Consider the following 24378-nt stretch of genomic DNA (forward strand, 5'->3'; position numbering starts at 1 on the left):
GTGTTGCTTTTATTATTTCTAGTTAATCAGTACTAGCCCATTAACGAGGTTACAAATACCACGAGCACGGCAATTGGTGCTACAAACTTAGCAACGATTTGCCATAATTGCCATGCACCATTAGACAGACCAAGCTCTTGCTGAATACTGCGTTGATCCATTTGCCAACCAACGAAAATAATTGCAGCAAGACCAGTTAGCGGGAGAAGAAATTTACTGGTAATTTTATCCAATGCATCAAAGATACCGTTACCCATGATAGTAAAGTCAGACCATAGGTTAAATGATAGTAGTGCCGCAACACCTAATAGCCAAATCACCGTACTGGCAACGATGGTTGATACCGTACGACTCATCGGTGTACGTTCTTCTAAAAACTCAACGGTTGGCTCAAGCAATGAGATTGATGAGGTAATAGCAGCAAAAGTAATAAGCAAGAAGAACAATGTACCAATGATCGTCCCTGCGCCCATGCTACCAAAAGCAATCGGTAGGCTGACAAAGATAAGACCAGGGCCTGAAGCAGGGTCTAGACCATTGCTGAAGATGATTGGGAAGATTGCTAGACCAGCAGCCAAAGCGATAACCGTATCTAAAATCACAACAGTACGGGCGGTTTTTAGTAAGTTCACTTCACGACCCAAATATGAGCCATAAGCAATCATAATACCCATACCAATAGATAGGGTGAAGAACGCATGACCCAATGCTGCAAGCATCACATCGCCAGTCAACTTGCTAAGATCTGGTGTGAATAAATAAGCCACTGCTTCGCCAAAACCACCGTTTATAACGTTATAACCAACGATGACGAACAAAATCACGCCTAATAGTGGCATTAAGACTTTAGCCGTGGTTTCGATACCTTTGGTCACACCAATACCGACAATCAAAGCAGTAATAGCCATAAACACGGTATGCCAAATCGTCAATGTACCTGCTGAAGCCAACATAGCATCAAAGGTCGCAGCAATAGAATCACTGTCTTGACCAATAAAACTGCCTGTACCTGCTTTAGTAATATAGTTGAGTGCCCAGCCACCAATCACACTATAAAACGATAGAATTAAGAAACCACCTAAAATACCTGACGCGCCAATGATGCCCCAACTGCGCGACTTACCTTCACTTGCTGCAACATCCGCAAAAGTGTTGACTGGGTTCTTTTGCCCACGGCGACCAATCAGCCATTCAGCGACTAGAATCGGAAAACCTACCAGCGCGATGCAGAATAAATAAGCGATAACGAAAGCTGAACCACCGCTTTCACCGACCATATAAGGAAACTTCCATATGTTTCCCAAACCAACTGCTGAACCAACCGCTGCCAATACGAAGCCAAAACTTGAGCTCCACTGTGCATGTTCTTGTTTATTAATAGCCATTTTTTCCGTCCTCGTGCTTCAATTAACATCACTGATAATCTTCCTTGATTATCATAAATAGCCATGAAAAATATCAGGCTATTCAATAAACACCTCAATGTGAGGCGTCCAGCAACATTAAGAAAGAATTGTTTACAATATCGTAAAGGCTCAGTTTCTGCTAAGCCACCAAAAAAGTCAAGCGCTCATAAACATAAAAAGCCATAACAATTGGTTATGGCTTCTGGTAATTTTATCTATAACTGACAAGAGTTTGGCTGATTAATGAATGCATACTATATATGATTTTCAGCAAAACCCAATCGCCGTTCTAACGCACGACACCACGACGGCTTTTTTGTAGTGAATCAATGAGCAACTGGATTTTCGGCTCTTTTGGTAGCAGCTCATTATTCAAAACCTCAAGCGCTTGCACGGTCGTCAGACCAGATCTAAAAATCATACGGTAAGCTTGACGCAATACCTCAATTGTCTCTTTTGACCATCCTTTACGACGCATGCCTTCCACATTGAGACCATGAGTCGTTGCTGGATTGCCAGATACCATGGTAAAGGCGGCTACATCTTTTAGGATCAGACTTGCGCCTCCAATCAAGCTATAGTCATCAACCGTACAAAACTGATGAATACCTGAATTACCGCCAATGATCGTGTGATTACCAATAGTCACATGCCCTGCAACGCCAACATTGTTGGCCAATACATTATGATCACCAATCACACAATCATGAGCCACATGAGTGTTCACCATCAGTAGATTATGGCTGCCTATTTTAGTGAGCTCACTATCTTGTGCGGTGCCGCGGTGTAAACTACAGGCTTCTCGAATGGTATTATGATCGCCAATCTCAAGCCAAGTACGCTCACCAGCATACTTCAAATCCTGAGGATCTTCGCCAATGCTCGCAAATTGATAAAACTCATTGTGTTGACCAATACGAGTCAATTTGGTAACAACTACATGGCGATGCAGAACCGTGTGAGCGCCAATAGTGACCTCATCACCGACGATACAATACGGACCAATGATAGCAGTCTCATCAATTTGGGCGGACGGTGAGATGAGTGCTGTTGGATGGATCTGACTCATAATGTGGGCCTTTGTATGATCTGATGCGAGTAAATGGTAAAACAAATACAGCCAATTTAGTTTTATGAGAAAACCTAAGCATGGCTCTGCTGTTAAATGCGAGTGTCAATTATAATGCTTATGACCCGCTTTGACCTAATTCTTTAGACGCTTTGTTTAAAGAATTAGGTCAGCTACGAGGCACAATGGCTATTAGTAAACGTTATTGTTCTTGGCGAGCAATCATTATTTGCGCACTGGCAGCTAACTCATCGTCAACATGTACAGTACAGTCAAATTTATAAATACCGCGCTTCTGCATCACTGTTTTAGCACGAATAGTCAGCTGATCACCAGGAATCACTCGACGCTTAAAACGGACTTTATCAACACCTGCAAATAGATATAAATAACCATCTTCTGCGGTTAGACCAGCACTGATAAATCCGAGCACGCCTGAGACCTGAGCCATGCACTCAACCATAAGTACCCCTGGCATAATCGGCTCATCAGGAAAATGACCATTGAAAAACTCTTCATTGATAGTCACATTCTTAATACCCGTAATGCACTCACCAGGCGTACAATCAATAACCTTATCTACTAAAAGAAAAGGATAACGGTGTGGCAAATAATGCTTTAACGTATGATAAGTTAATGGCAGCGTAAGACCTTGCTCAGCTAAGCTTTTCATTTCTTTATCATTCAAAATATCGATATCGGTGCTGCTCATAATGGTGCTTCCTTGCTATGTTTCAAATCGCTATGATTTTACTGTGTTTGTATATATGCATTGATATTTGCGCTAATCACGCCCAAGCTGACGGAAGCGTACAGCTGCCCGTCGCCAGTTAGCGGTCGGCATAGCAGCCGTTCCAGAGGAGTATGAACCAGCGGTTTTGATAGATTTGGTTACCATGGTCATTCCAGATAAAGTGACATCATCTGTAATCTCGATATGACCTGTGATACCGACCGCACCGCCAATAATACAGCGCTTGCCGATACTAGTGCTGCCCGCAATACCTGTTTGAGCCGCGATGGCCGTGCCATCGCCGATACGCACGTTATGAGCAACTTGTACCAAATTATCAATAATAACGTGATTGCCAATGATCGTATCATCAATGGCACCTCGGTCAATGCAAGTTTGACTACCAATTCGTACATGGTTGCCAATTACGACCCGTCCTAACTGAGCGATACGCTCCCAGCCAGTGGTACTAGGATCTTTGGTTGGTGCAAAACCAAAACCTTCTGCGCCCACACTGACACCCGCGTGTAACCTCACATGATCACCAATGACACAATCATGCCCAATCACCACTTGTGATTTGATAACACCATCAGTACCAATAGTCGTATTTTCTTCGATCACCACATGCGCCGCAAGTGAGCTACGTGCACCAATTTGCACATAATCGGCTATCACACAAAAAGGCCCAATATTCACCTGCTCACCAATGACAGCACTATCAGCAATCACAGCGCTAGGATGAATACCACCAGACAGTGACTCACGAGCAAACAACTGGCTAGCACCAGCATAAGCTAAGTATGGGCTTGCGACGACTAACGCTATCGCTGTGGCGGGCACTTGGTCGCGATATTCTGCAGTAACCAATACAGCCCCTGCCTCGCTAATAGCCAGACTAGAAATATAATGAGGATCGGCCAGAAAGCTTAACTGATTATGACCCGCCGTGGTCAAACTACCAATACTGCTGAATTTTTGACGTAACTGTTCAGCGCTGATTTCAGCCTTATTGGTGATGGGCTGACGCTGCTCAATCCGAGTGATAAGTTGCTCAATCGTTATCATAGTGACTATTAATATAAATATTATTATGAATAAGACAATCGCCAAGCTGAACAATCACCTTGGCGATCTACTAATATCTAACAGATGCTGCATTCATTCAAGTAACTGCTATGGTTAACGACATGAACGCAAACAATCATGCTACGTTAGAACGTATTACCAATCTGGAACTGAACTTTTTCAGTTTCATCGCCTTCTTTATCACCAATAGGTACAGCATAACTTAATGAAATTGGACCAATTGGCGTATACCAGGTTATACCTGCACCCGCACTAAAGCGCATACTATTGTCTTGCGTCAACAGTGGTACGCCCGTATCAGTACCGTCATTAGGATTGATAAAAGTGCGATCTTCCTTATCAGTCGTATCAAATACTTGACCACCTTCAGCAAACAATACTGGACGCACCTGATCTGCCCAATCGCCCTTAAACGGCATTGGCAAAATTAGCTCACTACCGAAGCTGACTAGCGCATTACCACCGATATCTTCATCTTTGTAACGCACATCATCATTTATGGCATCATAATACGTTTGTGATTTTGGCCCAAGGGTTGAGGCCTCATAACCACGTACAGAGCCATAGCCACCAGCATAAAAGTTTTCATAAAATGGCAAATCATTACCATAGCCAAGCTTAGTATAACCGCGTGCTACCCAGTCTTTGTAGAAGGGATAATAGATGTTGCCGCTATAAACAAGTTTTTGATAGTTGGTATCACCCAAGCCAATGGTGGCATCGACCGTATGGCTCATACCTTTGGTCGGGAACACTGGACGATCTAAGGTGCTATAGTCCCAGCCAAACAGTAGGTTATAAGTATTGTAGTCATTTTTGAAGCCTGTGCGTCCAGAAGCCTCATTTTCATCATTGACGAAATTCTCAAACGTACCGCCATCATCAATAATTTGCTGAACGTTTGATACACCCAAGAAGCGACCACCACGTACTGACGTATTATCAACGTTCAAGCCCGCACTAACGCGTTTGGTTTCATCAACAGGATAACTGTAGTTCAGCGTCGCACCATAAGAATCGGTGACATAGTTACTGACGTTTCTATCATCGTATTTCGTTTCACGATAATAGGCACTAAGACCTTGTGAGACGCCGTTTTCGGTAAAGTACGGATCGGTATAGCCCAAACTATAAGAATCACGGGTTTCTGAGCGCGATAGTGCCGCTTTCACACGGTTACCTGTACCCATAAAGTTGTTTTGTGTTAGATCTAACTGGAAAGTCACACCGCCGCTTTGTGAGTAACCCGCGGCAATCGTTGAACTACCAGAAGGCTGCTCTTCAACCGTATAATTGATATCTACTTGGTCTGGTTGGTTCGGTACTGGTTTTACATCAACGTTGACAGCTTTAAAGAAGCCTGTACGCATCAGACGTGTCCGTGACAACTGGATTTTGTCACTAGTCGCCAATGCGCCTTCTAATTGACGCATTTCACGGCGCAGGACTTCGTCTTGAGTTTTGATGTTACCAGTAAAATTAATACGACGAACGTAAATAGGACGTGCAGGGTCGATGAAATAATCGATATCCACTACTTTAGTCTCGTCATTGATACGTGGTACTGGTCTCACCTGCGCCAAATAATAGCCTTCATTACCGTAACGACTCTTAAGTGCCGCGGTGGTTTCATCGAGCTTGGCTTGCGAGTACTTTTCATTGGGTGCAAAAGTCACCAACTCTGTTAGTTCATTGTTCTCAAAAGTCGGCTTACCTAAGAAATTCACTTCGCCAAACTGATATTGTTCGCCTTCGCTTAGACTCACTTCGATAAACACACTGCTCTTATCTTCACTGATGTTGAGCACCGCATTATCTACTGCAAAACGTACATAACCATCGTTTTGGTAAAGCGCTTTTAGATTCTCTAAACTGGCAGCCAGCTTTTCTTTGGCATAACGATCAGACTTTGACAACAGACGTGTCCACGAGGACTCTTTTACCGCAAAAACGTCTTTGATTTCTTCATCACTAAAGTGTTTATTGCCAATGATATTAATATCGACCACTTTGGCAGGTTTGCCTTCGACAAAACGCACATCGAGCTTGACGCGATTGCCATCAAGTAACGTTTGATCAACCTCGATATTGCTGTTGTAATAGCCTTGGCTGATATATTGCTGCTGTAGCTCGTTGGCGACGCCTTGTAGCGTAGCTTGTTTCAGCACATTGCCGGCAGACAGACCAGCATTGTCTAGTCCTTGCTCTAACCCTTCTTTTGGAATGAGCTTATTGCCCTCAAAATTGACTTCAGCAATCGTTGGGCGCTCAACGACATCAAACCTTAGCTGTCCACCTTCGATACGGCTTTGAATATCAGCAAAATTTTCGGTCGCATAAAGCGCCTTAATACTGGCCGCTAAACTACTGTCATTTACCGTATCCCCTACCGAAATAGGTAGAACCGGATAGAGGCTATCGGGGGTTAAACGTTGCAAACCATTGAAACCGATGTCAGTGACTACAAATTCTGCAGCCTGTACTGGCATACTCATCATCGCTACAACTAACGGCAACCCTGCCGCGCTCATAAATAAAGGCGTACGCATAAACACTATCCGTCAATAAAAAACTTGCTTAAGTTAAGTTAAAAAGCCCATATTGTCTAGCGCATTTCGCATGAAATTTAAGCGCATACGCAGCAGACTCAGAACACTTTATATAAAATGCATCACAAAATAAACTAAAAATTACGATTAGTACAGAGGCCATGATACAAAGCATGCTACCTATCATGGTCATAATCATCCCATAATAGGCGTAAAACCATTAGTATCTCGTGCCTTATCGATTATATTAGCGATTCGCTGGTCAAAACAGCCGACTAATATCATTACCAATTGCTAACACCATGAAACCTGCCAGCAAGAGTAAACCGATATTTAGTCCAATCATTTGCACCCCTTCCGAGAGTGGCTTACCGCGAATCAATTCAATAAGATAATACACAATATGACCGCCATCCAACACAGGAATGGGCAAAAGATTGAGTACAGCAAGGCTCAAACTAATCAAAGCCGCCGTCGATAATACCATCTGCCAACTGATATCAAAACTCTGTTTGGCAACTTTGGCGATGGTAATCGGACCTGATAAATTGTCCAAACCAATCATGCCTGATAGCATCTTACCCATTGAGCTGACAGTCATCACTGCGAGCTGTTCAGTTTTCTCAAATGATTTCACCAGTGACTCACCGGGACCATAGACTACGGTGGTCTTGTAAGCATCAGGAATAATAATTTCGGACTGTGCCACCATAGCACCAATTTGCCCATAATCATTACCCAAATTGTCTTTTTTGCCTTGCGGCATAATCTGAAGCTGTACGGATTTACCATCACGCAATACTGTGAAGTTAAGCAAAGTTTCAGGACTGTCGCGGATGATACGAGTAGCACTGAGCCAATCTTTAATTGGTTGATCATTGATAGCAACAATACGATCGCCTACTTCTAGTCCTTGGCGACTGGCGGCACCATCAGCGGTCAAGTCACCTACTATCGGTGCAATATCTGGTTGCCATGGCAGCATACCAAAGCTGGTCAACGCATCTTTACCTTGCGCGCTGCCTTGCATAAACTGAGTTACGGGCGCTTGATAAGTTTTGATCGCATTATCAGCTTGCGCCTCTGATTGCAGAGTAATACTGACATTGTCCGTCTCACCCATTCGTCCAGCAAGCCGATAGTTGATGCCTTCCCACGTTTGTACCTCATGCCCATCAATCGCAACGATTTTGTCGCCAACTGGCAACTGTGCCATAGCAGCAGGCGTCTCGGGTAATACCTGCCCAATCTTGGTCGCCAGCTGCTCTGATGGTGTCATAAACAACACCCAAAACAGCGCAATAGCAATGATAAAGTTCATGATAGGACCAGCGGCAACAATCGCAATCTTTTTTAGCGGATGCTGACGATTAAACGCCAAATGTTGCTCAGCTTTTGCTACCTCACTTTCGCGCTCATCGAGCATTTTGACATAACCACCAAGTGGCAAAGCAGAAATGCGATAATCAATACCGCTTTTTTTGCTCGTCCAGCCAAAGAGTTTGGGACCAAACCCGATAGAATAGGTCAAGACTTTAACGCCGCAAAGACGAGCGACGATATAGTGTCCCCACTCATGTAAGGCAATAAGCGGACCTAAGACAAATATTGCCGCAAGGAGCGTTAATAAAAACGTCATGATCTTTTCTCAGTATGGTTTCTCAGCATTCTTTCTTAGCATCTTTTATTAACATCGTTTTTTAACGACGCAGTTGTTGATACACTTACACCAACTTTGCCACAAGTTTGTCCGTCAGGTGACGTGCTATTTTATCAATTGCGAGTATGTCTTCTATGTCAGCCGTTTCGTTTAACGGTGGCAGCTGTATGTCATTCAAAGCATGCTCGTTGATATCAGCAATGTCAGTCAGGCGAATTTTTTCAGCCAAAAACGCCGCCACGGCAATTTCATTCGCTGCATTTAAGACAATCGTCGCTTGTGTGCCCGCTTGCATCGCCTGTCTTGCCAAACGCAAACACGCAAATTTTTGCAAGTCAGGCTCAATAAACTCTAAGCCGCTGAGCGCAAATAAATCCAAAGGCTGCGAGCCACTATCGATACGATCAGGGTAACTGAGCGCATGGGCAATGGGCGTTTTCATATCGGGACTGCCGAGCTGCGCCAAAAAGCTACCATCGCTATATTCTACCATTGAGTGAATGATACTTTGTGGATGAATCACCACATTTATTTTATCTTCAGACAAATCAAACAAATGGCAGGCTTCGATTAACTCTAAACCCTTATTCATCATAGTAGCTGAATCGACGGATATCTTTTGACCCATTGACCAATTTGGATGTTTGACCGCTTCAGCAACGCTCGCTTGCTGCATCTGTGCAAACGATTTTTGCAAAAACGGTCCACCAGAAGCTGTTAACCATAGCTTACGCACGCCGTGGTTTGGCTGATGAATTTGGGTATTGTCCTGCTGAATAGCCAGTGGTAAACACTGAAAAATAGCATTGTGCTCAGAGTCAAGCGGCAGCAAAGTAGCGTTATGCATTTTGACAGCAGTAATCATCACTTGCCCTGCCATCACCAGCGCTTCTTTATTCGCCAGTAAAATACGCTTACCTGCACGAGCAGCGGCTAAAGTAGAAGGCAGACCAGCTGCGCCTACGATCGCAGCGACAACGGTATCCGTCTGCGAATCAGTGGCAATGTCGACCAGCCCTGCTTCGCCGCCTACCACATCGATGTCAAGACCTGTCGCACGGAGTCGCTGGGCAAAATCATCGACTGCGGCGGTCGGTACGCTAACGCGCTTTGGCAAAAACTGCTGGCAAAGTGCAAACAGTTTGTCTAAACGGTGATAGCCTGACAGAGCGTAGACCGTGTAAAGCTGTGGTTGCGCCGCTAATATTGCTAACGTGCTATCGCCAATCGAACCTGTCGCGCCTAGTACGGCGATGCGTTGCGTCATAACCATCGGTGCCTGTAAATGATACTCTAAAAAATTAAATAAGAAATCGATAAAACGTTTGATAAATAAGAGATAGACAATATCCAGTGTATTAACTAGTCACTCATCTTAACTACTATAATTAGGGCGTATCATCGTCTATGAATTATTTTTTCAGTCCTAAACCACTATCAAACCTAACTGCTGTATCGCCCAAAAACCAAGCGCAAATATCGGTGTGGCAGAGAGCAGTGAGTCGATACGGTCAAGCACGCCGCCATGCCCCGGTAAAATCGTTCCTGAATCTTTGACATCAGCGCGGCGCTTAAGCATCGACTCAAATAAATCACCAAGTACCGAGGCTAAAATAGTCAAGGCTGATAATGCTACAAATGCGACTAACGGTACACCAGTCAATTGCAACTTAAATACACTGATAGCAATGACCACGAGCAGACCGGTAACAAGGCCGCCTGCCAGCCCTTCCATGCTTTTATTGGGTGAGACATTTGGCGCCATTTTGCGGCGACCAAGCTTACGCCCCACAAAATAAGCGCCACTATCTGCGCACCAGACCAAAAGGAACACATAGAGCAACCACCATGCTGACAGTTGCCACAAATAAAACATCGCCGTAATCGATGCGGTCAATATCACCGCACCCATCAATGCCAGTTTTTTGCCATACCAATTGGTATGAGTCGGGAACACTCGCACCCAAGACAGCGCCATTAGCCATATAGCCAGTGAAGCCACCCACCAAAACAGCCATGTGACTTTAAACATGAGTGATACTAGGGTCAACACCAAAGCCAATAGCACAAACAGCGCAGGATGACGCCACTTAGGCATCAGCTTAGTCCATTCGTGAGCGGCGATAATAACGCCAATCGCTAATAGCGGTGCAAATAAAACAGGGGTTTGGCTCGCAAACATTGCAATACCAACGATAATAACGAGAACAACTGCCGTCTTAATTCGTTGCCACATACTTATTGAGCCTTATAATAATGAAAAACGCATGGTCAAAACGTGCATTATAGCAGTTAATCTACAATAGCCCACTAATAGCAGTTGACGCTTATTAACGCGGTTTATTATTTCACAAACAAGCAATATTAACTACTTATACGATAACCGCTTTGTAAGAGCTTTTTCCTTTACAAAATAACAGGCAAATGCTTAACACCATTAACGACTTGCTTGCTCTATCACTATCTGCTCACTGGTTTTGCCAAAACGGCGCTGCCGCTGAGCGAACTCTTTTACCATTGCTGCCAACTCATCAGCTGCAAAATTCGGCCATAATGTCTGGGTAAAGAATAGCTCAGCATAGGCTGACTGCCACAATAAAAAGTTAGAAATTCGGTATTCACCGCCTGTGCGTATCAGCATATCTACTGCTGGTGCATCTGCTAATTGCACATAGTTACCGAGCAATTCTTTGTTAATATCATCAGCACGTAACTGACCAGCCTCTACTTGCTGCGCCAGCTGTTTTGCCGCATGGGCAATATCCCATTGCCCACCATAACTGATAGCGATGACTAGAGTCATGGCTTTAAAGTTTGCTGTTTTTGCTTCAGCGTCTGCCATTAACGCTTGCAAATCATCACTCAGCTGACTGCGGTCACCAATAAAACGCAGACGAATACGATACTCATTCATGCGTGGTATTTGCTCATGAATGGTCGAGGCTAACAGTTGCATGAGTAGTGCCACCTCACTGGGCGGGCGTTGCCAATTCTCACTAGAAAATGCAAATACCGTTAATACTTCGATACCCGTATTAACGCAATACTCGACGATAGGATCGAGTGCATCTTTGCCAGCCACATGCCCTTGGCCTTTGCCCAAATCATTGGCTTTACCATAACGATTATTGCCATCCATGATGATAGCGATATGGCGTGGAAGAAGATCAGGAGCCAAAACGGCTGAAGTGGACATAGGCGAAAGTGCTTATTGTTAAGGTAAAATAATAATAACGGCTGCGATAACGATTAGAAAGCGTCATAACCATAATTCACAAACTTATCATAAACCCATCTATGGGCGTGATTTAGTTTGCAAGATAACGCTTATAAAATACAGTTTACAAATCTGAGCAAGCCTATTGCCGTATCCGATTGATATAACATTGACGCTATTATCGGTACCGTCTACACAATAATAAGCAGCCAATAGTACTGACAGATTGGCTGCTTATTATAAGGATATGACATAACGGATTTTTTCTAAAATAATCGAAAAACCAGTGCTTTATACGTCCATCAAGTCAGTTTCTTTTTTGCTCAAACGTTTATCGATGGTTTCGATATACTTGTCAGTGATTTTTTGAATATCATCACTCGCGCGGCGCTCGTCGTCTTCTGAGATCTCTTTTTCTTTGGCCAATTCTTTGATGTCATTCATCATGTCACGGCGAATATTACGGATAGAAACACGGCTACTTTCTGCTTCTCCACGCGCAAGCTTTTGCATGTCGCGGCGTGTTTCTTCTGTCAATGCTGGCATCGGTACACGAATCACATCGGCGGTCACTGGGTTGAGACCCAAATCTGCTTCGCGAATGGCCTTGTCAATTGCTTGTACCATGGTACGGTCAAACGGCTGAACCATGAGCGTACGTGAGTCTTCAACGTTGACACTCGCCACTTGATTCAAAGGTGTAGGCGACCCGTAATAGCTAACCATCACGCCTGACAACATACCTGGATGTGCGCGCCCTGTACGGACTTTGCTAAAAGTGCTCTCAAGCGCTTCCAGTGTTTTTTGCATACGCGCTTCGCCGTCTTGCTTAATCTCTTTGATCATTAGATATCCTTATTTATCGCTGTCGATAAATCATTCATTTGTTAGTAAATATACGGGTGTTCACTATTAATTATTAGCGACTGGTAGTTATTAACGACCAATCTAAGTTTAATGACTGGTATTCTCGTATTAATATTTAGAGCGTTCAGGCAAGTCAGTGATAAACGCGTGTGCCTTCATTTTCGCCCATGATGACATTTAATAACGCATTAGGCTTGGTCATATCAAACACTTGTAACGGCACGTTGTGCTCACGGCACAAGGCAATGGCAGTTAAATCCATCACGCCAAGCTTTTGCTCTAATACTTCATCAAAAGTTAAACCATCATATTTAACTGCATCGTCATGTAAGCTTGGGTCTTTGTCATAAACGCCATCTACTTTGGTGGCTTTTAGAATTAAGCCCGCTTCAATTTCAATACCACGTAAGCAAGCAGCAGTATCAGTGGTAAAGAAAGGGTTGCCCGTACCAGCAACAAAGATACATACTTCGCCATTTTTGAGATAGCGAATGGCATTACGGCTGCTATAGCTTTCGGTCACTTCACCGATTGGCAAGGCTGACATCAAGCGGGTTTTAATATTGCGGCGCTCAAGCGCATCACGCATCGCCAGACCGTTCATAACGGTTGCTAACATACCCATTTGATCACCAGTCACACGACCGACTAAGCCTTCTTGTTGCAACTGCGCGCCGCGATATAAGTTACCGCCGCCGACCACGATACCGACTTGAACACCAAGACCACGCAAATGGGCGATAGACAAGCTCATCTTATCGAGCACTTCGCTATCAATTCCCATCTCTTTGCCACCAGCTAAGGCTTCACCAGAGAGTTTCAGCAAGATACGAGAGTAACGCGGGTTTTTGTCAGACATGAGGTCACCTTGTTAGCATTAAATTATAATTAAAATGAGCGGTAAAACACAAATAGAGTTTGCCTTCGAATTTACTCGAAGTGTCATCACCGAGGTATTATATAGGAAGCACCGCAACTGATGACAAACGTGTAAAAAGGCTAAATTGCGCTAATTGTAGCAAAAACTGCCCGCGATTGGGCAATTTTCATGCGTCTATTACAGTGACTAATCAGCTACAGTGACTGCTTAGCCTTTGTAACTGGCAAACAAATCATATTCGCTAGCGTCGTCAATCGTCACCGTTAGGAATTGTCCGACTTTAACTTGAGCGGTAATCTCATCAACGTAGACATGACCGTCAATCTCTGGTGCGTCAGCATAGCTACGACAAATAGCAATGCCCTCTTCACTATCAATTTCGTCGACCAATACCATCAAGGTTTTGCCGACTTTCTCTTGTAGCTTTTGCGCTGAGATGTCTTGTTGCAGCGTCATCAAACGCTCATAGCGCTCTTGCTTAATCTCTTCTGGCACATGATTTGGCAGGTCATTAGCCACTGCGCCTTCGACTTCTGAATAGGTAAATGCGCCAACACGATCAAGGCGAGCTTCTACTAACCAATCAAGCAAGCATTGGAAATCTTCTTCTGTCTCGCCAGGGAAGCCAACAACGAAGGTTGAGCGAATGACGATATCAGGGCAAATCTCACGCCATGCATGGATACGCGCCAAGGTGTTTTCGCTATGCGCTGGGCGTTTCATCGCTTTTAGGATGCGATGGCTGGCATGTTGAAACGGAATGTCGAGATAAGGCAGTAGCTTCTTCTCGCCCATTAGCTCAACCACTTTATCGACATGCGGATATGGATAGACATAATGCAAGCGCACCCAAATGCCTAAATCATTTAAGGCTTGGCACAAGTCATAAAACTTCGACTTCAGCGGCATGCCATTCCAAAAACTGGTCTTATATTTCAAATCCAGTCCATAAGCAGAGGTATCTTGCGAAATAATAAGCAATTCTTTCACGCCAGCATTTTTCAGCGCCAGCGCTTCATTCATCACACTGTCAATCGGACGTGAAACCAAGTCTCCACGTAAGCTTGGAATGATGCAGAAAGTACAACGATGGTTGCAACCTTCTGATATTTTTAGATAAGCATAATGGCTTGGGGTCAATTTGATACCCGCCTCATTAATCAAATCTATCTTTGGATCATAACCAGCGTCCTGACTGCGGTCAGGCTTGGGCACATGCAGCGAAACGGCTCTAATGACCTCATCATAAGCATGAGCGCCAGTTACTGCCAATACAGCGGGATGCATTTCACGGATTTTATCTGCTTCTTTACCCAAGCAACCTGTGACGATGACTTTACCGTTTTTGCTAATCGCTTCGCCGATGGCATCAAGCGACTCTTGTACTGCTGACTCAATAAAACCGCAAGTATTCACGACAACTAGATCTGCACCTTCGTAATCACTCGCCACTTGATAACCATCACGGCTAAGCTCAGTGATAATGCGCTCACTATCGACCAAGGCTTTTGGACAACCAAGCGACACAAATCCAATCTTTGGCGCTGCACTAACTGGCATCGTAGCAGTCGCATTGGCAGTCGTTACATCACTACTTTGCTCAATGCTACGGTTTTGATTGTGATTGGCTCTATGATGGTAAGGTTGGTTAGTATTTGCTTGACTAACATCTGCCTGATTGTCTTGTGCTATATTTGGTTTGGCAGGATTAAAAACGGTGACAGTGTCTTTTAACATAGAATCTGTTGGCGTAGAAGTTGACGGTGAGGTAGTAACAGTCGTATTAACCGACTCGGTAGAAGTGTTGGGCATGGCTGACCTTGCTAGAGATAAATTGGCTGTGCGCATTGTACGTTTTTTTTGCAAAAATCGCCAGTTTTGCCGCTCTATAGTGTTGATTTATGGTTAAATATTATATCGCGTCTTCTTTTATTCTAGGCAATAGCCATGACAACCCATTTGACAACCGTAAAACCGACACCTGACTTAGCATTCATGTCACAGCATTTGTTCACCGCTATTTTATGGATCAATGATGATTTATCGATCACTTGGCTAAATGCCCAAGCCGAACAACTACTTGCTATTAGTAGTGGACGCTTACTGGGTCAGTCTATATTGACACTGCTTGCATCCAAAGCATTGAAATCAGCCGATAGCAATCATGACAGTGATAACCATATAACTGTCGATAAAAGTAGTGGTGAAGATATCCATGAACAAACTTGCTCTTTAAAAGAACGATTTCAGCAAGCAAAGCAGTATCAACAACCCTTTATCGATCATGATCACCTTATCAGCACACCGCTAAATGGTAATTTATCATTCTCAGTCGATTATAGCGTGACCCCTGTCATTTATGAGCAGCAACCTTATTTTATTATTGAGATGTGGGGCAAGGATCGCCAAAGTCGCATATCAGAGGAACAACGCCAGCAGCAACAATATAATGTTGCCCGTCATATGCTGCGCTCGGTCGCTCATGAAATCAAAAATCCGCTTGCCGGTATTCGCGGGGCGGCGCAATTATTACAGCGGCAATTCATCAAATTCAGTGACGCCTCGCCTCTTAATAGTGCTCCTCCTGCTATTCTTGGCACAAACCCTATGGTAAACCCGAATAGCCATCTGCAAAAAACGGCTGAAAAACTGCGCAATTATACTGATATCATCATCTCAGAAACGGACCGTCTAACCCATCTTATTGGGAAATTCCTTGGCTCCAATCAATTACCAAATTGGCAAACGCTAAATATCCATGAGCCACTGGAGCATGTTTTATCTTTGGTCGTCAATCAATATCCGCAAGTGACGCTACAGCGCGATTATGACTTGTCATTGCCTGAGTTATGCGCTGATAAAGATCAGCTGATACAAGTGTTTTTAAATCTGATTAATAATGCCTGTGAATCGATGACTGAGTTTGAGCAAACGCTGCAGCAAAGAGAGTTGTCCGAGCCTAAGGTGCAACAACCTGTCACTTCACAAACGAGTAATAAGGACAGCACCAGTTATAAGCCAACACTGCACATTCAAACCCGCATTGCCTTTCAACATACCATTGCTGGGCAACAGCACAAGCAAGTGCTACAAATCAACATTACCGATAACGGTTCAGGCATTGATCCAGCATTGATCGGACAGATATTTTTCCCAATGGTGACCAGCCGTGCCGCAGGGACGGGGCTAGGATTGTCTATCGTGCAAGATATCATCAGTCATCACCATGGTATGATTGACGTGAGCTCCCAACAATCAAAAAACCTTAACGACAGTGTCAAAAATGACTACAACCACCAACACACCAGTTTTACGCTGTACTTGCCTTTCAATCAGCCAGCGCACCATGCTTAAAATAGCCAGTACCCAAGGCTTAGAAACCATGACCTAACCTATGAAACAATCACCCTGAATCACTTGCTTATTAGGCCTGATAAATGACTGCATATAATGACCACGCCACATCTAACAGCGACAATCAAGGCTCTGCCCAAACATCAGACAATCAAGAGTCTAGTAACCGAGAGTCTGATAAACGAGAACCTGATAACCAAGCTACAAAAGTAACGGTCAATAATGCACCTAATACTAACCCTGCAACGTTATGGCTCATCGATGACGATGCAGCCCTGCGTTTGGTGTTGGCAGATACTTTTGAAGACGCAGGATTGACGGTTATCAGCTTTACCCAAGCGCAAGCGGCGTGGACACGCCTCAACGATATTTTGCAACAGCAGGAATCAGCCGCTCAGTTGCCCGATGTGATATTGACTGATATTCGTATGCCCATGATGGACGGGTTGTCTTTTAGTGACTGGGTACATGAGCATTTCCCTAAGCTGCCTATTGTCATTATGACGGCGCATTCTGACCTCACCTCTGCTATTAATAGCTATCAAACAGGTGCTTTTGAATATCTGCCAAAACCTTTTGACTTAGATGATGCAGTCGTCACGATTTATAAAGCCATTAATTATCAGCCCAATATGCTGGCAGCGGCGGCAGCAAACTCTACTCCTGAACCTACTCCGAAGACCGTTACCAAAAATTCATCAGATACTTTACCAAATATCAAGGTAAAACCCAATACCAGATCCAAGCTTGCTAGCAAGGCTACTCTGATCAGCCAAACCAATAAAACATCCAGCCCTAAAATTAAAGTTAAACCTGCCATCAGTGCTAATGACAATCCGAGCGGCATCATTGGGCAATCACAAGCGATGCAGACGGTGTTTCGTGCCATTGGCAGACTGGCACACTCACCCATTACTGTCCTGATTACTGGTGAATCAGGCACGGGTAAAGAGTTGGTCGCCAGTGCGCTGCACCAGCATTCACCGCGTCACCAGCAACCTTTTATTGCCCTAAATATGGCCGCCATTCCACATGATTTGATTGAATCTGAATTATTCGGTCACGAAAAAGGGGCGTTTACTGGTGCGACGACGACGCGACAAGGGCGTTTTGAGCAAGCGGATGGTGGGACATTATTTCTAGATGAAATTGGCGATATGCCTTATAGCACCCAAACTCGGCTGCTACGAGTACTGGCCAATGGTGAGTTTTTTCGCGTCGGTGGACAGCAGCCGGTCAAAGTGAATGTACGCATCATTGCCGCTACTCATCAAAACTTAGAAGAACTGGTCAAACAAGGCAAATTCCGTGAAGATCTGTTTTATCGCCTCAATGTAATTCGCTTGCCGTTGCCGCCATTACGGACACGACCTGAAGACATTCCAGCATTAGCCCATTACTTTATGCAGCGGGCTGCTGAACAGATGAACAGTGCAGAGAAACAGCTGCATCCGACAGCGCTACACATCATGCAGGCTTTTGAGTGGCGTGGCAATGTCCGCCAACTTGAGAATGTCTGCCTTTGGTTGACGGTGATGGCCACAGGCGACACCGTGATGGTGGATGATTTGCCACCAGAGCTGCTTGAAAATATCTCGTCTGATTTAGAAGCGTATCAAGAGCAAAGTCAGCCTACACAAGCTATGACTCACAATGAGCAAATACGCCCTCATTCCCACCGTTCAAGTTGGCAACAAGCATTGGCTGCTTGGGCTGAGCAATCTCTACAAACAGGAGAAACCGATATCTTGCAGACGGCAACCCCTGAGTTTGAACGCGTTTTATTGACGGCAGCGCTCAACCATAGTGGTGGCAAAAAGATCGCTGCTGCTAATTTACTCGGTTGGGGGCGCAATACCCTGACACGTAAATTACAGCAATTAGATATTTCTTCAGCAGAAGGGCAAAATAATCGTTATTAAAGGCGCAAACTCATAAACATGAATACCATTCATATCAATAGCTTATAAAAATAAGTGAAAATAAATGATAAATATTTAAAAATAATTGCAAATAGGGGTTGCCAAACGTTTCAAACTCTATATAATAGCCAACCACTGAGACGCACTACCGAATCAGTTAACTGTCTATATTGTGTTTGAGTTTAAACGCTAATAATGATAGAGTAACGGAAAATGGGGCTGTGGCGGAATTGGTAGACGCACCAGATTTAGGTTCTGGCGCCGCAAGGTGTGAGAGTTCGAGTCTCTCCAGCCCCACCATTTTCGGATAGTACATCTTAGACCAAATATCAAAGCCTGCTTTTTAGCAGGTTTTTTTGTGTCTGTATTTTGTCGGAAAACAAACACTCACTTCAAAACTAATTCAGATCTCCTTCGCTTTTCTTTAATACCAGATTAGTATTTTGGAATAAAAACCCACACCCATCTAATAATTACAATAAAACAATATTTATAATTAATTAGTAATACTAACGACTAATTGTTTACATTAGTTAACTTTTTGTTTACATTACCCTTGACAGGCTTAGGTATGAGATATTCTATAAACATCATACTTAAATAAAAGAGTTAAGTTTATTGATAGTCCAAAAGGAAAGATAATGAAAACTATAGTTGCCTTGTTGGCTGCCCTATCATTGGTTGGTTGTGTTTCAGCATCTGAGCATGCTGCCCAAGTCCAAAACAATGGAAACATCTCTGTAGGGGTTGTTCAAAAACAGATTAAAGTTGGAATGAGTGGCGCAGATGTGTTGCAGGCGCTTGGCTCACCAAATATGGTTTCTACTGACGACAAAAGAAGAGAAGTTTGGGTTTACGATAAGGTAGCAACAGATACCGTGCAGTCATCAAGTACAGGCTGGGTATTTGCTGTTTTAGCTGGTGGCCAGACTAGCTCAGGAGCATCGTCTAGATCACAAAGAACGCTGACTATCATAATAAAATTTGATGAGCAAAACTTGGTAAGAGACTTTGCATACCATTCCTCAAAATTCTAAAGGCCAGCTAAATGAAAAAACTGAAATATATATTTGTTGCTTGTGCCTTAGGAATAACAGGCTGTGCAACCACTCCACCAGAAAACTTATTTCAAGTAGCAGAGACCTCATTACAAGATCGACAAATGCAATCGAGATTTTTTGAAACAAGCAACGAGGTAGAGCTTCTTTCGGCTGGGTTAGCTGTGTTACAAGACATGGGATATTCAATAGATGAAACAGAGACAAAATCAGGTGTTGTGACCGCATCTAAAACTGTAGATGCTACTAACAATGCGCAGATAGCGGGTGCTGTATTACTAGCGGTACTTGGTGGCGGAAACATGTCGATTGATAGCCAGCAACAGATAAAAGTTAGTTTCGTAACATTACCGTCTAAAAACAATAAAAATGGTTATTTAGCTAGAGCTACTTTTCAACGCATTGTGACGAATACACAAGGACAGGTAACCAAAGCCGAAACAATGAAAACAGAAGAGCTATATGCTGAATTCTTTAACAAACTATCTAAATCAGTATTCTTAGAGGCTCAAAAAATATGAATACATTAAAAATAGCTTTATTCGCAGCTTGTCTAACTTTGATTACTGGTTGCGCTACAACTCATGATGCCAGAATTTTAGGCGCTGACAATCAAGTAGAATTACGTAGTATGCAAACTAGATCTTTTGATACTAGTGATAAAACTGTAGTTGTTAGAAATGTCATATCAACGTTACAGGATTTGAGCTTTGTAATTGATAAGGCTGATACCGACCTTGGTACTGTTTCAGCGACGAGATTGTATAATGGCAACAAGGTTAGAATGACTGTAACCGCGAGACCGTCTTCTTCTAGCAAGTCTGTAATCGTTAGAGCTAACGCTCAGTACAACCTAAAGCCAATTGAGAATCCTAAAATATATCAAGATTTCTTCTCATCTTTATCGAAGTCGCTTTTCTTATCAGATAATGCTGTAGAGTAAAACATAATATCCTAACCATTAAAAATAAAAAAAACTCACTAAATAGTGGGTTTTTTATTTAACTCCTTCCACATAAAACTGTACTCTTAGTAAATTCGTAATTGCTCTAAACTCTTCAACACCTCTTCCATACTCTGATACCTTCTCTCCACCCGCTTTGCCAATGCTTTATTAATGATACCTTGATAGTGACTATATTCTAACGGTAAGGTTGGAATAGGCTGTTGGCAATGCTGAATCGCCCATGCTTTTAATTTGTCATTACTGTTAGCACATATCTGAAACGGTCGCTTGCCTGTTAGTATTTCAACCATCATAATACCAAACGCATAGATATCACTTTGCACTGTCGCACTCTGACTCTTACTTTGCCAGCGTTCAGGGGCAAGATACGCTGGTGTACCAGCAAGACTAGTCTCTATTGATTTACTAATTGGCTTAGCTAAGGCAAAATCGTTTAACAATAAATCAGCCTTGATACAGCTATCATCCGCATGATTTGGCAAAAAATCATCTAGCAAAATATTACTGGGCTTAATATCATTATGTAGCCAACCAGCGCTATGTAGAGTAGCGATAAGGTGCGCAGATTGCACCATAAAATGATGCTTTCGTTGAGAATTTAATAACGAATGATTTCGAATATTAAGCTGAGTTGCTAAGCTACCACTGAGATAATATGGCATGGTAAGTATCGTCAGCTGCGAAAACGGATCTAATACCTGTACCCTTAAAGTTTCATAAGCGAGCATTGGCGGAGCAATAGCAAAAAGACTGTCTTGAAATCTCTTTTGATTGGCTGATAAATTATTGATAGATTTTAGAATACCGATTTCATGGGTTAAGCCCGCCAAATTTTGATTGCTAGCAGCCGTTAACTGCCATTTAATCATCACTCGACCAAACTGTAGATGCTGGGCACGCGTCAAGCCTTGGTAGTCATTCTCGTTATTATTGTTACTTTGCTGGCTGAGTCGTTGATGCGAAATATCGTTATAATTCAGGCTTGAGAATAACGCAGTCAATGTTGGCAACATTTGCTGTGCTTGCATTTGTAATGCTTGTTTTGCACACGCTTTTGCATTAGAGGAATTACTGGCATTATGTTTCATGGTAAAGTGAAGCCTTTATACGTCTAGTATGCCACACGTTATTTTAATTTTTATGAGCGACTGAGTATTATGCCCCAATCCACTAAGCCTGTTAAGAATTACGCCCTACCCGACCATTTATTGGATTTACTTGGACAGTATTTACAAGAGCAAGTCACGCCCACTATCGAGATTGATCCTGCACAGCTCGCCTATCGCTGGGTCGGTGGTCATAATGGACATTTGGAGCCATTGGCAGTGAACTTATTTTTAAGTTTAGATGATTTGCATGGTATCGATACGCAAAAGGCAAAACTGGTACAAAACACACGACAATTTCTAAAGGGCTATCCTGCCAATCATGTCTTGATGACAGGGACACGTGGTGCTGGCAAATCATCGCTGATTCGGGCATTGCTACAAGCCTATCATAGTGAAGGATTACGCATTATTGAAATTGCCCGTGATGACCTGCGAGTGCTTGATAAGATACGCGCCGTCATTAATGCACTGCCGACCGAGTGTGGTTGTCACTATGTGGTGTACTGTGATGACTTAGCATTTAACGGTCAAGACGAGAGTTATCGGACGTTAAAAAGCGTATTGGACGGCTCGCTAGACTCAGAGCAAGACAAGTTGTTGGTTTATGCGACCAGTAATCGCCGTCATCTATTGCCTCAGCTAATGAAAGACAATGTCAATATTTATAATGGTCAAACCGATGAGGTCAATCCTTATGAAACCATTGATGAGACGGTATCGCTGTCTGATCGCTTTGGGCTTTGGTTGTCCTTTCATCCAATGGATCAAAATACCTATTTACACATCGTGCGCCATTATTTATCACTTTCGCCAAACCGCCATCTAGATAATGCGAATGACGTTAAAGAAAGTAATAATGAAGAAAAAAATAAGACGTTACCTGATAACATCAGAGCAGCAGCGCTACGTTGGGCATCAGAGCGCGGTGGACGTTCAGGACGAGTGGCGTATCAGTTTAGCCGCCACTGGATAGGACAGACACGATTAACAGCTGAAGACAGTCCATCGTAAAGCTTCATTAAAAGTTATTTTTATGATGACGCTCAGTACTTAACGACCGCGTGCAGAACCCAAATATTGTACGCGGTTATTTTCTTTAATACCTGCCACATCAACCGCACCATCGACCATGTATTGGTCAAAATCTGCGGCTAGCCATAGATTACCTTTGTAAACGCTCTCAGCATCTAGACGAATGTATGCCATATTTGGCGTTTTGCTATTAGGATTCTCAAAACCCTGATAACGCGCGCTAAAATGGGTCAATATTAGATTGTTTACACCACTGTTTTCTACAAAATCCGCCACCAATTGCGCACTACTATGCATTGGATCAAACTCTGGATTTTTGGCTTGAATCTTAGTCAATACCTCATGCGTATATGTCGCTTCATGCACCAATAAATCCGTATCAACCAACGCCGCAGTGAGACACGCTGGCGTATCGTTATCACCAGCCACCACTACTCGCGTTCGTGATAGTTCATCATTGACATAATCACCTGCACATAATTGCTGACCCTCTTCAGTGATGACATCGTGACCTTGCTGCAATTTACCCCATAGTGCGCTTGCAGGAATACCTTGTGCCAGCAGTTTGTCCGTATCAAGCGTGCGATGATGGATAGTCTGCGTGATACCAAATGCATGAGAAGCAACCCGATGTGCTAGCAACGTGATATCAATATCAAGCTGATGCTGGTCGCTTAATCGGATATTCACCTTGCTTGTATCACGTTGCTCAGATAGCACCTCTTCAATCGCTATAAAATTAAGAGTAAAGGGTAAATACAATTCCGTGGTTAAGGTAATGGCTTCGAGCAATGTCGCGATTGCTTTTGGGGCAATGAGGGTCAGCGGATCACGGCGTTCTGACATGGCGGCACTCGCCAATAACCCTGGTAACCCGTAGCAATGATCGCCATGCACATGGGTGATACAGATAGCGGCTAGTTGATGCAAAGAGAGCTTGGTATGCAATAGCTGCTGCTGTGTGCCTTCACCGCAATCTATCAGTAGCCATGGACGCGATTTTTTATTTTGATTGGCATTCTGTTGACGAATGCCCTGCTGTAACCCAGATAAATAAGGATTCAGACATTCAATCGCCAGTGCGGTCACATTGCGCTGTTTGGTTGGCACACCGGCAGAGGTACCCAAAAAAGTCAGCTTCAACATAGATTACTTCTCTTACACATGATACTTATCTGCTATGACAATTGGCACATCATGGTTTTTTGCGCTGCAACCATCTGCCCACCATTGGCCGTACATTCACTGACCATATTTGACTCATAAGATTTCCAGCCGCCATAAAAGCTGGCAATACACAATATAACCACGAGCAATTTTTGTGACCATGCTTTAATGGAGACCTGCTGATGGTTCACATTGTCAGCAGTCGTATCAAGCGCAGGCTTAGCAGCAATGCCAGTATCGACATCAGTATGCTTGTTATTCAATTTATTTAAGTCTGTCATTTCTTATCCTAAAAAAGG

At 43.4% G+C, this 24378-nt stretch carries 21 protein-coding genes and 1 tRNA gene; 7 read left to right on the plus strand and 15 right to left on the minus strand.

What is annotated here, in order from left to right:
• Window positions 1-32: 32 nt before the first annotated feature.
• From ACP7AE_RS10570 to rimO, 12 genes are all read right to left on the minus strand, one after another.
• Complete coding sequence (locus tag ACP7AE_RS10570; RefSeq protein WP_087814621.1) at window positions 33-1385, minus strand: sodium-dependent transporter; 1353 nt, start codon at window positions 1383-1385, stop codon at window positions 33-35.
• Window positions 1386-1695: 310 nt separating this feature from the next.
• Window positions 1696-2475, minus strand: coding sequence for an acyl-ACP--UDP-N-acetylglucosamine O-acyltransferase (gene lpxA / locus ACP7AE_RS10575; RefSeq protein ID WP_060490688.1), 780 nt, complete (start codon window positions 2473-2475; stop codon window positions 1696-1698).
• 202 nt (window positions 2476-2677) lie between these two features.
• Window positions 2678-3187, minus strand: coding sequence for a 3-hydroxyacyl-ACP dehydratase FabZ (gene fabZ, locus ACP7AE_RS10580; RefSeq protein ID WP_201539599.1), 510 nt, complete (start codon window positions 3185-3187; stop codon window positions 2678-2680).
• Between the two features lie 72 nt (window positions 3188-3259).
• Window positions 3260-4276 (minus strand): UDP-3-O-(3-hydroxymyristoyl)glucosamine N-acyltransferase, encoded by a 1017-nt coding sequence (lpxD, locus tag ACP7AE_RS10585; RefSeq protein ID WP_201539598.1) that lies wholly within the window; start codon window positions 4274-4276, stop codon window positions 3260-3262.
• A 146-nt stretch (window positions 4277-4422) separates the two neighbouring features.
• Window positions 4423-6846: an outer membrane protein assembly factor BamA gene (bamA, locus tag ACP7AE_RS10590; protein WP_193216919.1), complete on the minus strand. Its 2424-nt coding sequence runs from the start codon at window positions 6844-6846 to the stop codon at window positions 4423-4425.
• A gap of 262 nt (window positions 6847-7108) precedes the next feature.
• Entirely contained in the window at window positions 7109-8485 is a 1377-nt protein-coding gene (gene rseP, locus ACP7AE_RS10595; RefSeq protein WP_426242979.1) for an RIP metalloprotease RseP, read from the minus strand.
• 85 nt (window positions 8486-8570) lie between these two features.
• Entirely contained in the window at window positions 8571-9779 is a 1209-nt protein-coding gene (gene ispC / locus ACP7AE_RS10600) for a 1-deoxy-D-xylulose-5-phosphate reductoisomerase (RefSeq protein ID WP_201539596.1), read from the minus strand.
• A gap of 153 nt (window positions 9780-9932) precedes the next feature.
• A complete protein-coding gene (locus ACP7AE_RS10605; protein WP_426242982.1) occupies window positions 9933-10742 on the minus strand; it encodes a phosphatidate cytidylyltransferase in 810 nt (269 codons plus the stop codon).
• A gap of 201 nt (window positions 10743-10943) precedes the next feature.
• Window positions 10944-11702 carry a polyprenyl diphosphate synthase gene (gene uppS / locus ACP7AE_RS10610; protein ID WP_201539595.1) on the minus strand — a complete coding sequence of 253 codons (759 nt, stop codon included), beginning with the start codon at window positions 11700-11702 and terminating at the stop codon, window positions 10944-10946.
• Window positions 11703-12014: 312 nt separating this feature from the next.
• The gene (gene frr, locus ACP7AE_RS10615) at window positions 12015-12569 is read right to left on the minus strand and encodes a ribosome recycling factor (protein WP_045451790.1); all 555 of its coding nucleotides are present in this window, start codon (window positions 12567-12569) and stop codon (window positions 12015-12017) included.
• Window positions 12570-12723: 154 nt separating this feature from the next.
• On the minus strand, window positions 12724-13449 hold the full coding sequence (gene pyrH / locus ACP7AE_RS10620; protein ID WP_045444979.1) for a UMP kinase: 726 nt from the start codon (window positions 13447-13449) through the stop codon (window positions 12724-12726).
• Window positions 13450-13677: 228 nt separating this feature from the next.
• Window positions 13678-15282: a 30S ribosomal protein S12 methylthiotransferase RimO gene (rimO, locus tag ACP7AE_RS10625; protein WP_426242984.1), complete on the minus strand. Its 1605-nt coding sequence runs from the start codon at window positions 15280-15282 to the stop codon at window positions 13678-13680.
• Window positions 15283-15417: 135 nt separating this feature from the next.
• Between rimO and ACP7AE_RS10630 the strand changes: the two genes are divergently transcribed.
• From ACP7AE_RS10630 to ACP7AE_RS10655, 6 genes are all read left to right on the plus strand, one after another.
• Window positions 15418-16824, plus strand: a complete 1407-nt coding sequence (locus tag ACP7AE_RS10630; RefSeq protein ID WP_426242986.1) for a two-component system sensor histidine kinase NtrB — start codon at window positions 15418-15420, stop codon at window positions 16822-16824.
• 83 nt (window positions 16825-16907) lie between these two features.
• On the plus strand, window positions 16908-18746 hold the full coding sequence (locus tag ACP7AE_RS10635; protein ID WP_426242988.1) for a sigma 54-interacting transcriptional regulator: 1839 nt from the start codon (window positions 16908-16910) through the stop codon (window positions 18744-18746).
• Window positions 18747-18961: 215 nt separating this feature from the next.
• A tRNA-Leu gene (locus ACP7AE_RS10640) sits at window positions 18962-19046 on the plus strand.
• 341 nt (window positions 19047-19387) lie between these two features.
• Window positions 19388-19783, plus strand: coding sequence for an outer membrane protein assembly factor BamE (locus ACP7AE_RS10645; RefSeq protein WP_201539591.1), 396 nt, complete (start codon window positions 19388-19390; stop codon window positions 19781-19783).
• Window positions 19784-19794: 11 nt separating this feature from the next.
• Window positions 19795-20325 carry a hypothetical protein gene (locus ACP7AE_RS10650; protein WP_426242991.1) on the plus strand — a complete coding sequence of 177 codons (531 nt, stop codon included), beginning with the start codon at window positions 19795-19797 and terminating at the stop codon, window positions 20323-20325.
• Window positions 20322-20747 carry a hypothetical protein gene (locus ACP7AE_RS10655; RefSeq protein ID WP_060490678.1) on the plus strand — a complete coding sequence of 142 codons (426 nt, stop codon included), beginning with the start codon at window positions 20322-20324 and terminating at the stop codon, window positions 20745-20747. The genes ACP7AE_RS10650 and ACP7AE_RS10655 overlap by 4 nt, the downstream gene beginning before the upstream one ends.
• 86 nt (window positions 20748-20833) lie before the next feature.
• Here the strand turns inward: ACP7AE_RS10655 and ACP7AE_RS10660 are convergent, their stop codons facing one another.
• A complete protein-coding gene (locus ACP7AE_RS10660) occupies window positions 20834-21859 on the minus strand; it encodes a protein kinase domain-containing protein (RefSeq protein ID WP_201539590.1) in 1026 nt (341 codons plus the stop codon).
• Between the two features lie 69 nt (window positions 21860-21928).
• Between ACP7AE_RS10660 and ACP7AE_RS10665 the strand changes: the two genes are divergently transcribed.
• Window positions 21929-22891, plus strand: a complete 963-nt coding sequence (locus ACP7AE_RS10665; RefSeq protein ID WP_201539589.1) for an ATP-binding protein — start codon at window positions 21929-21931, stop codon at window positions 22889-22891.
• A 39-nt stretch (window positions 22892-22930) separates the two neighbouring features.
• On the opposite strand, the gene ACP7AE_RS10670 is transcribed toward ACP7AE_RS10665, so the two are convergent.
• Both ACP7AE_RS10670 and ACP7AE_RS10675 read right to left on the minus strand, forming a co-directional pair.
• Entirely contained in the window at window positions 22931-24058 is a 1128-nt protein-coding gene (locus tag ACP7AE_RS10670; protein ID WP_201539588.1) for a ribonuclease Z, read from the minus strand.
• Window positions 24059-24090: 32 nt separating this feature from the next.
• Window positions 24091-24360 carry a hypothetical protein gene (locus ACP7AE_RS10675; RefSeq protein WP_201539587.1) on the minus strand — a complete coding sequence of 90 codons (270 nt, stop codon included), beginning with the start codon at window positions 24358-24360 and terminating at the stop codon, window positions 24091-24093.
• Window positions 24361-24378: the final 18 nt, after the last annotated feature.

The sequence above is a fragment of the Psychrobacter sp. TWP2-1-2 genome (assembly GCF_049896785.1).
Lineage (GTDB): Bacteria > Pseudomonadota > Gammaproteobacteria > Pseudomonadales > Moraxellaceae > Psychrobacter.

Coding starts and splice junctions, on each gene's coding strand:
- ACP7AE_RS10570 (WP_087814621.1), bottom strand. CDS start 1,385: ATGGCTATTAATAAACAAGAACATGCACAGTGGAGCTCAAGTTTTGGC.
- lpxA (WP_060490688.1), bottom strand. CDS start 2,475: ATGAGTCAGATCCATCCAACAGCACTCATCTCACCGTCCGCCCAAATT.
- fabZ (WP_201539599.1), bottom strand. CDS start 3,187: ATGAGCAGCACCGATATCGATATTTTGAATGATAAAGAAATGAAAAGC.
- lpxD (WP_201539598.1), bottom strand. CDS start 4,276: ATGATAACGATTGAGCAACTTATCACTCGGATTGAGCAGCGTCAGCCC.
- bamA (WP_193216919.1), bottom strand. CDS start 6,846: ATGCGTACGCCTTTATTTATGAGCGCGGCAGGGTTGCCGTTAGTTGTA.
- rseP (WP_426242979.1), bottom strand. CDS start 8,485: ATGACGTTTTTATTAACGCTCCTTGCGGCAATATTTGTCTTAGGTCCG.
- ispC (WP_201539596.1), bottom strand. CDS start 9,779: ATGGTTATGACGCAACGCATCGCCGTACTAGGCGCGACAGGTTCGATT.
- ACP7AE_RS10605 (WP_426242982.1), bottom strand. CDS start 10,742: ATGTGGCAACGAATTAAGACGGCAGTTGTTCTCGTTATTATCGTTGGT.
- uppS (WP_201539595.1), bottom strand. CDS start 11,702: ATGTCCACTTCAGCCGTTTTGGCTCCTGATCTTCTTCCACGCCATATC.
- frr (WP_045451790.1), bottom strand. CDS start 12,569: ATGATCAAAGAGATTAAGCAAGACGGCGAAGCGCGTATGCAAAAAACA.
- pyrH (WP_045444979.1), bottom strand. CDS start 13,449: ATGTCTGACAAAAACCCGCGTTACTCTCGTATCTTGCTGAAACTCTCT.
- rimO (WP_426242984.1), bottom strand. CDS start 15,282: ATGCCCAACACTTCTACCGAGTCGGTTAATACGACTGTTACTACCTCA.
- ACP7AE_RS10630 (WP_426242986.1), top strand. CDS start 15,418: ATGACAACCCATTTGACAACCGTAAAACCGACACCTGACTTAGCATTC.
- ACP7AE_RS10635 (WP_426242988.1), top strand. CDS start 16,908: ATGACTGCATATAATGACCACGCCACATCTAACAGCGACAATCAAGGC.
- ACP7AE_RS10645 (WP_201539591.1), top strand. CDS start 19,388: ATGAAAACTATAGTTGCCTTGTTGGCTGCCCTATCATTGGTTGGTTGT.
- ACP7AE_RS10650 (WP_426242991.1), top strand. CDS start 19,795: ATGAAAAAACTGAAATATATATTTGTTGCTTGTGCCTTAGGAATAACA.
- ACP7AE_RS10655 (WP_060490678.1), top strand. CDS start 20,322: ATGAATACATTAAAAATAGCTTTATTCGCAGCTTGTCTAACTTTGATT.
- ACP7AE_RS10660 (WP_201539590.1), bottom strand. CDS start 21,859: ATGAAACATAATGCCAGTAATTCCTCTAATGCAAAAGCGTGTGCAAAA.
- ACP7AE_RS10665 (WP_201539589.1), top strand. CDS start 21,929: ATGCCCCAATCCACTAAGCCTGTTAAGAATTACGCCCTACCCGACCAT.
- ACP7AE_RS10670 (WP_201539588.1), bottom strand. CDS start 24,058: ATGTTGAAGCTGACTTTTTTGGGTACCTCTGCCGGTGTGCCAACCAAA.
- ACP7AE_RS10675 (WP_201539587.1), bottom strand. CDS start 24,360: ATGACAGACTTAAATAAATTGAATAACAAGCATACTGATGTCGATACT.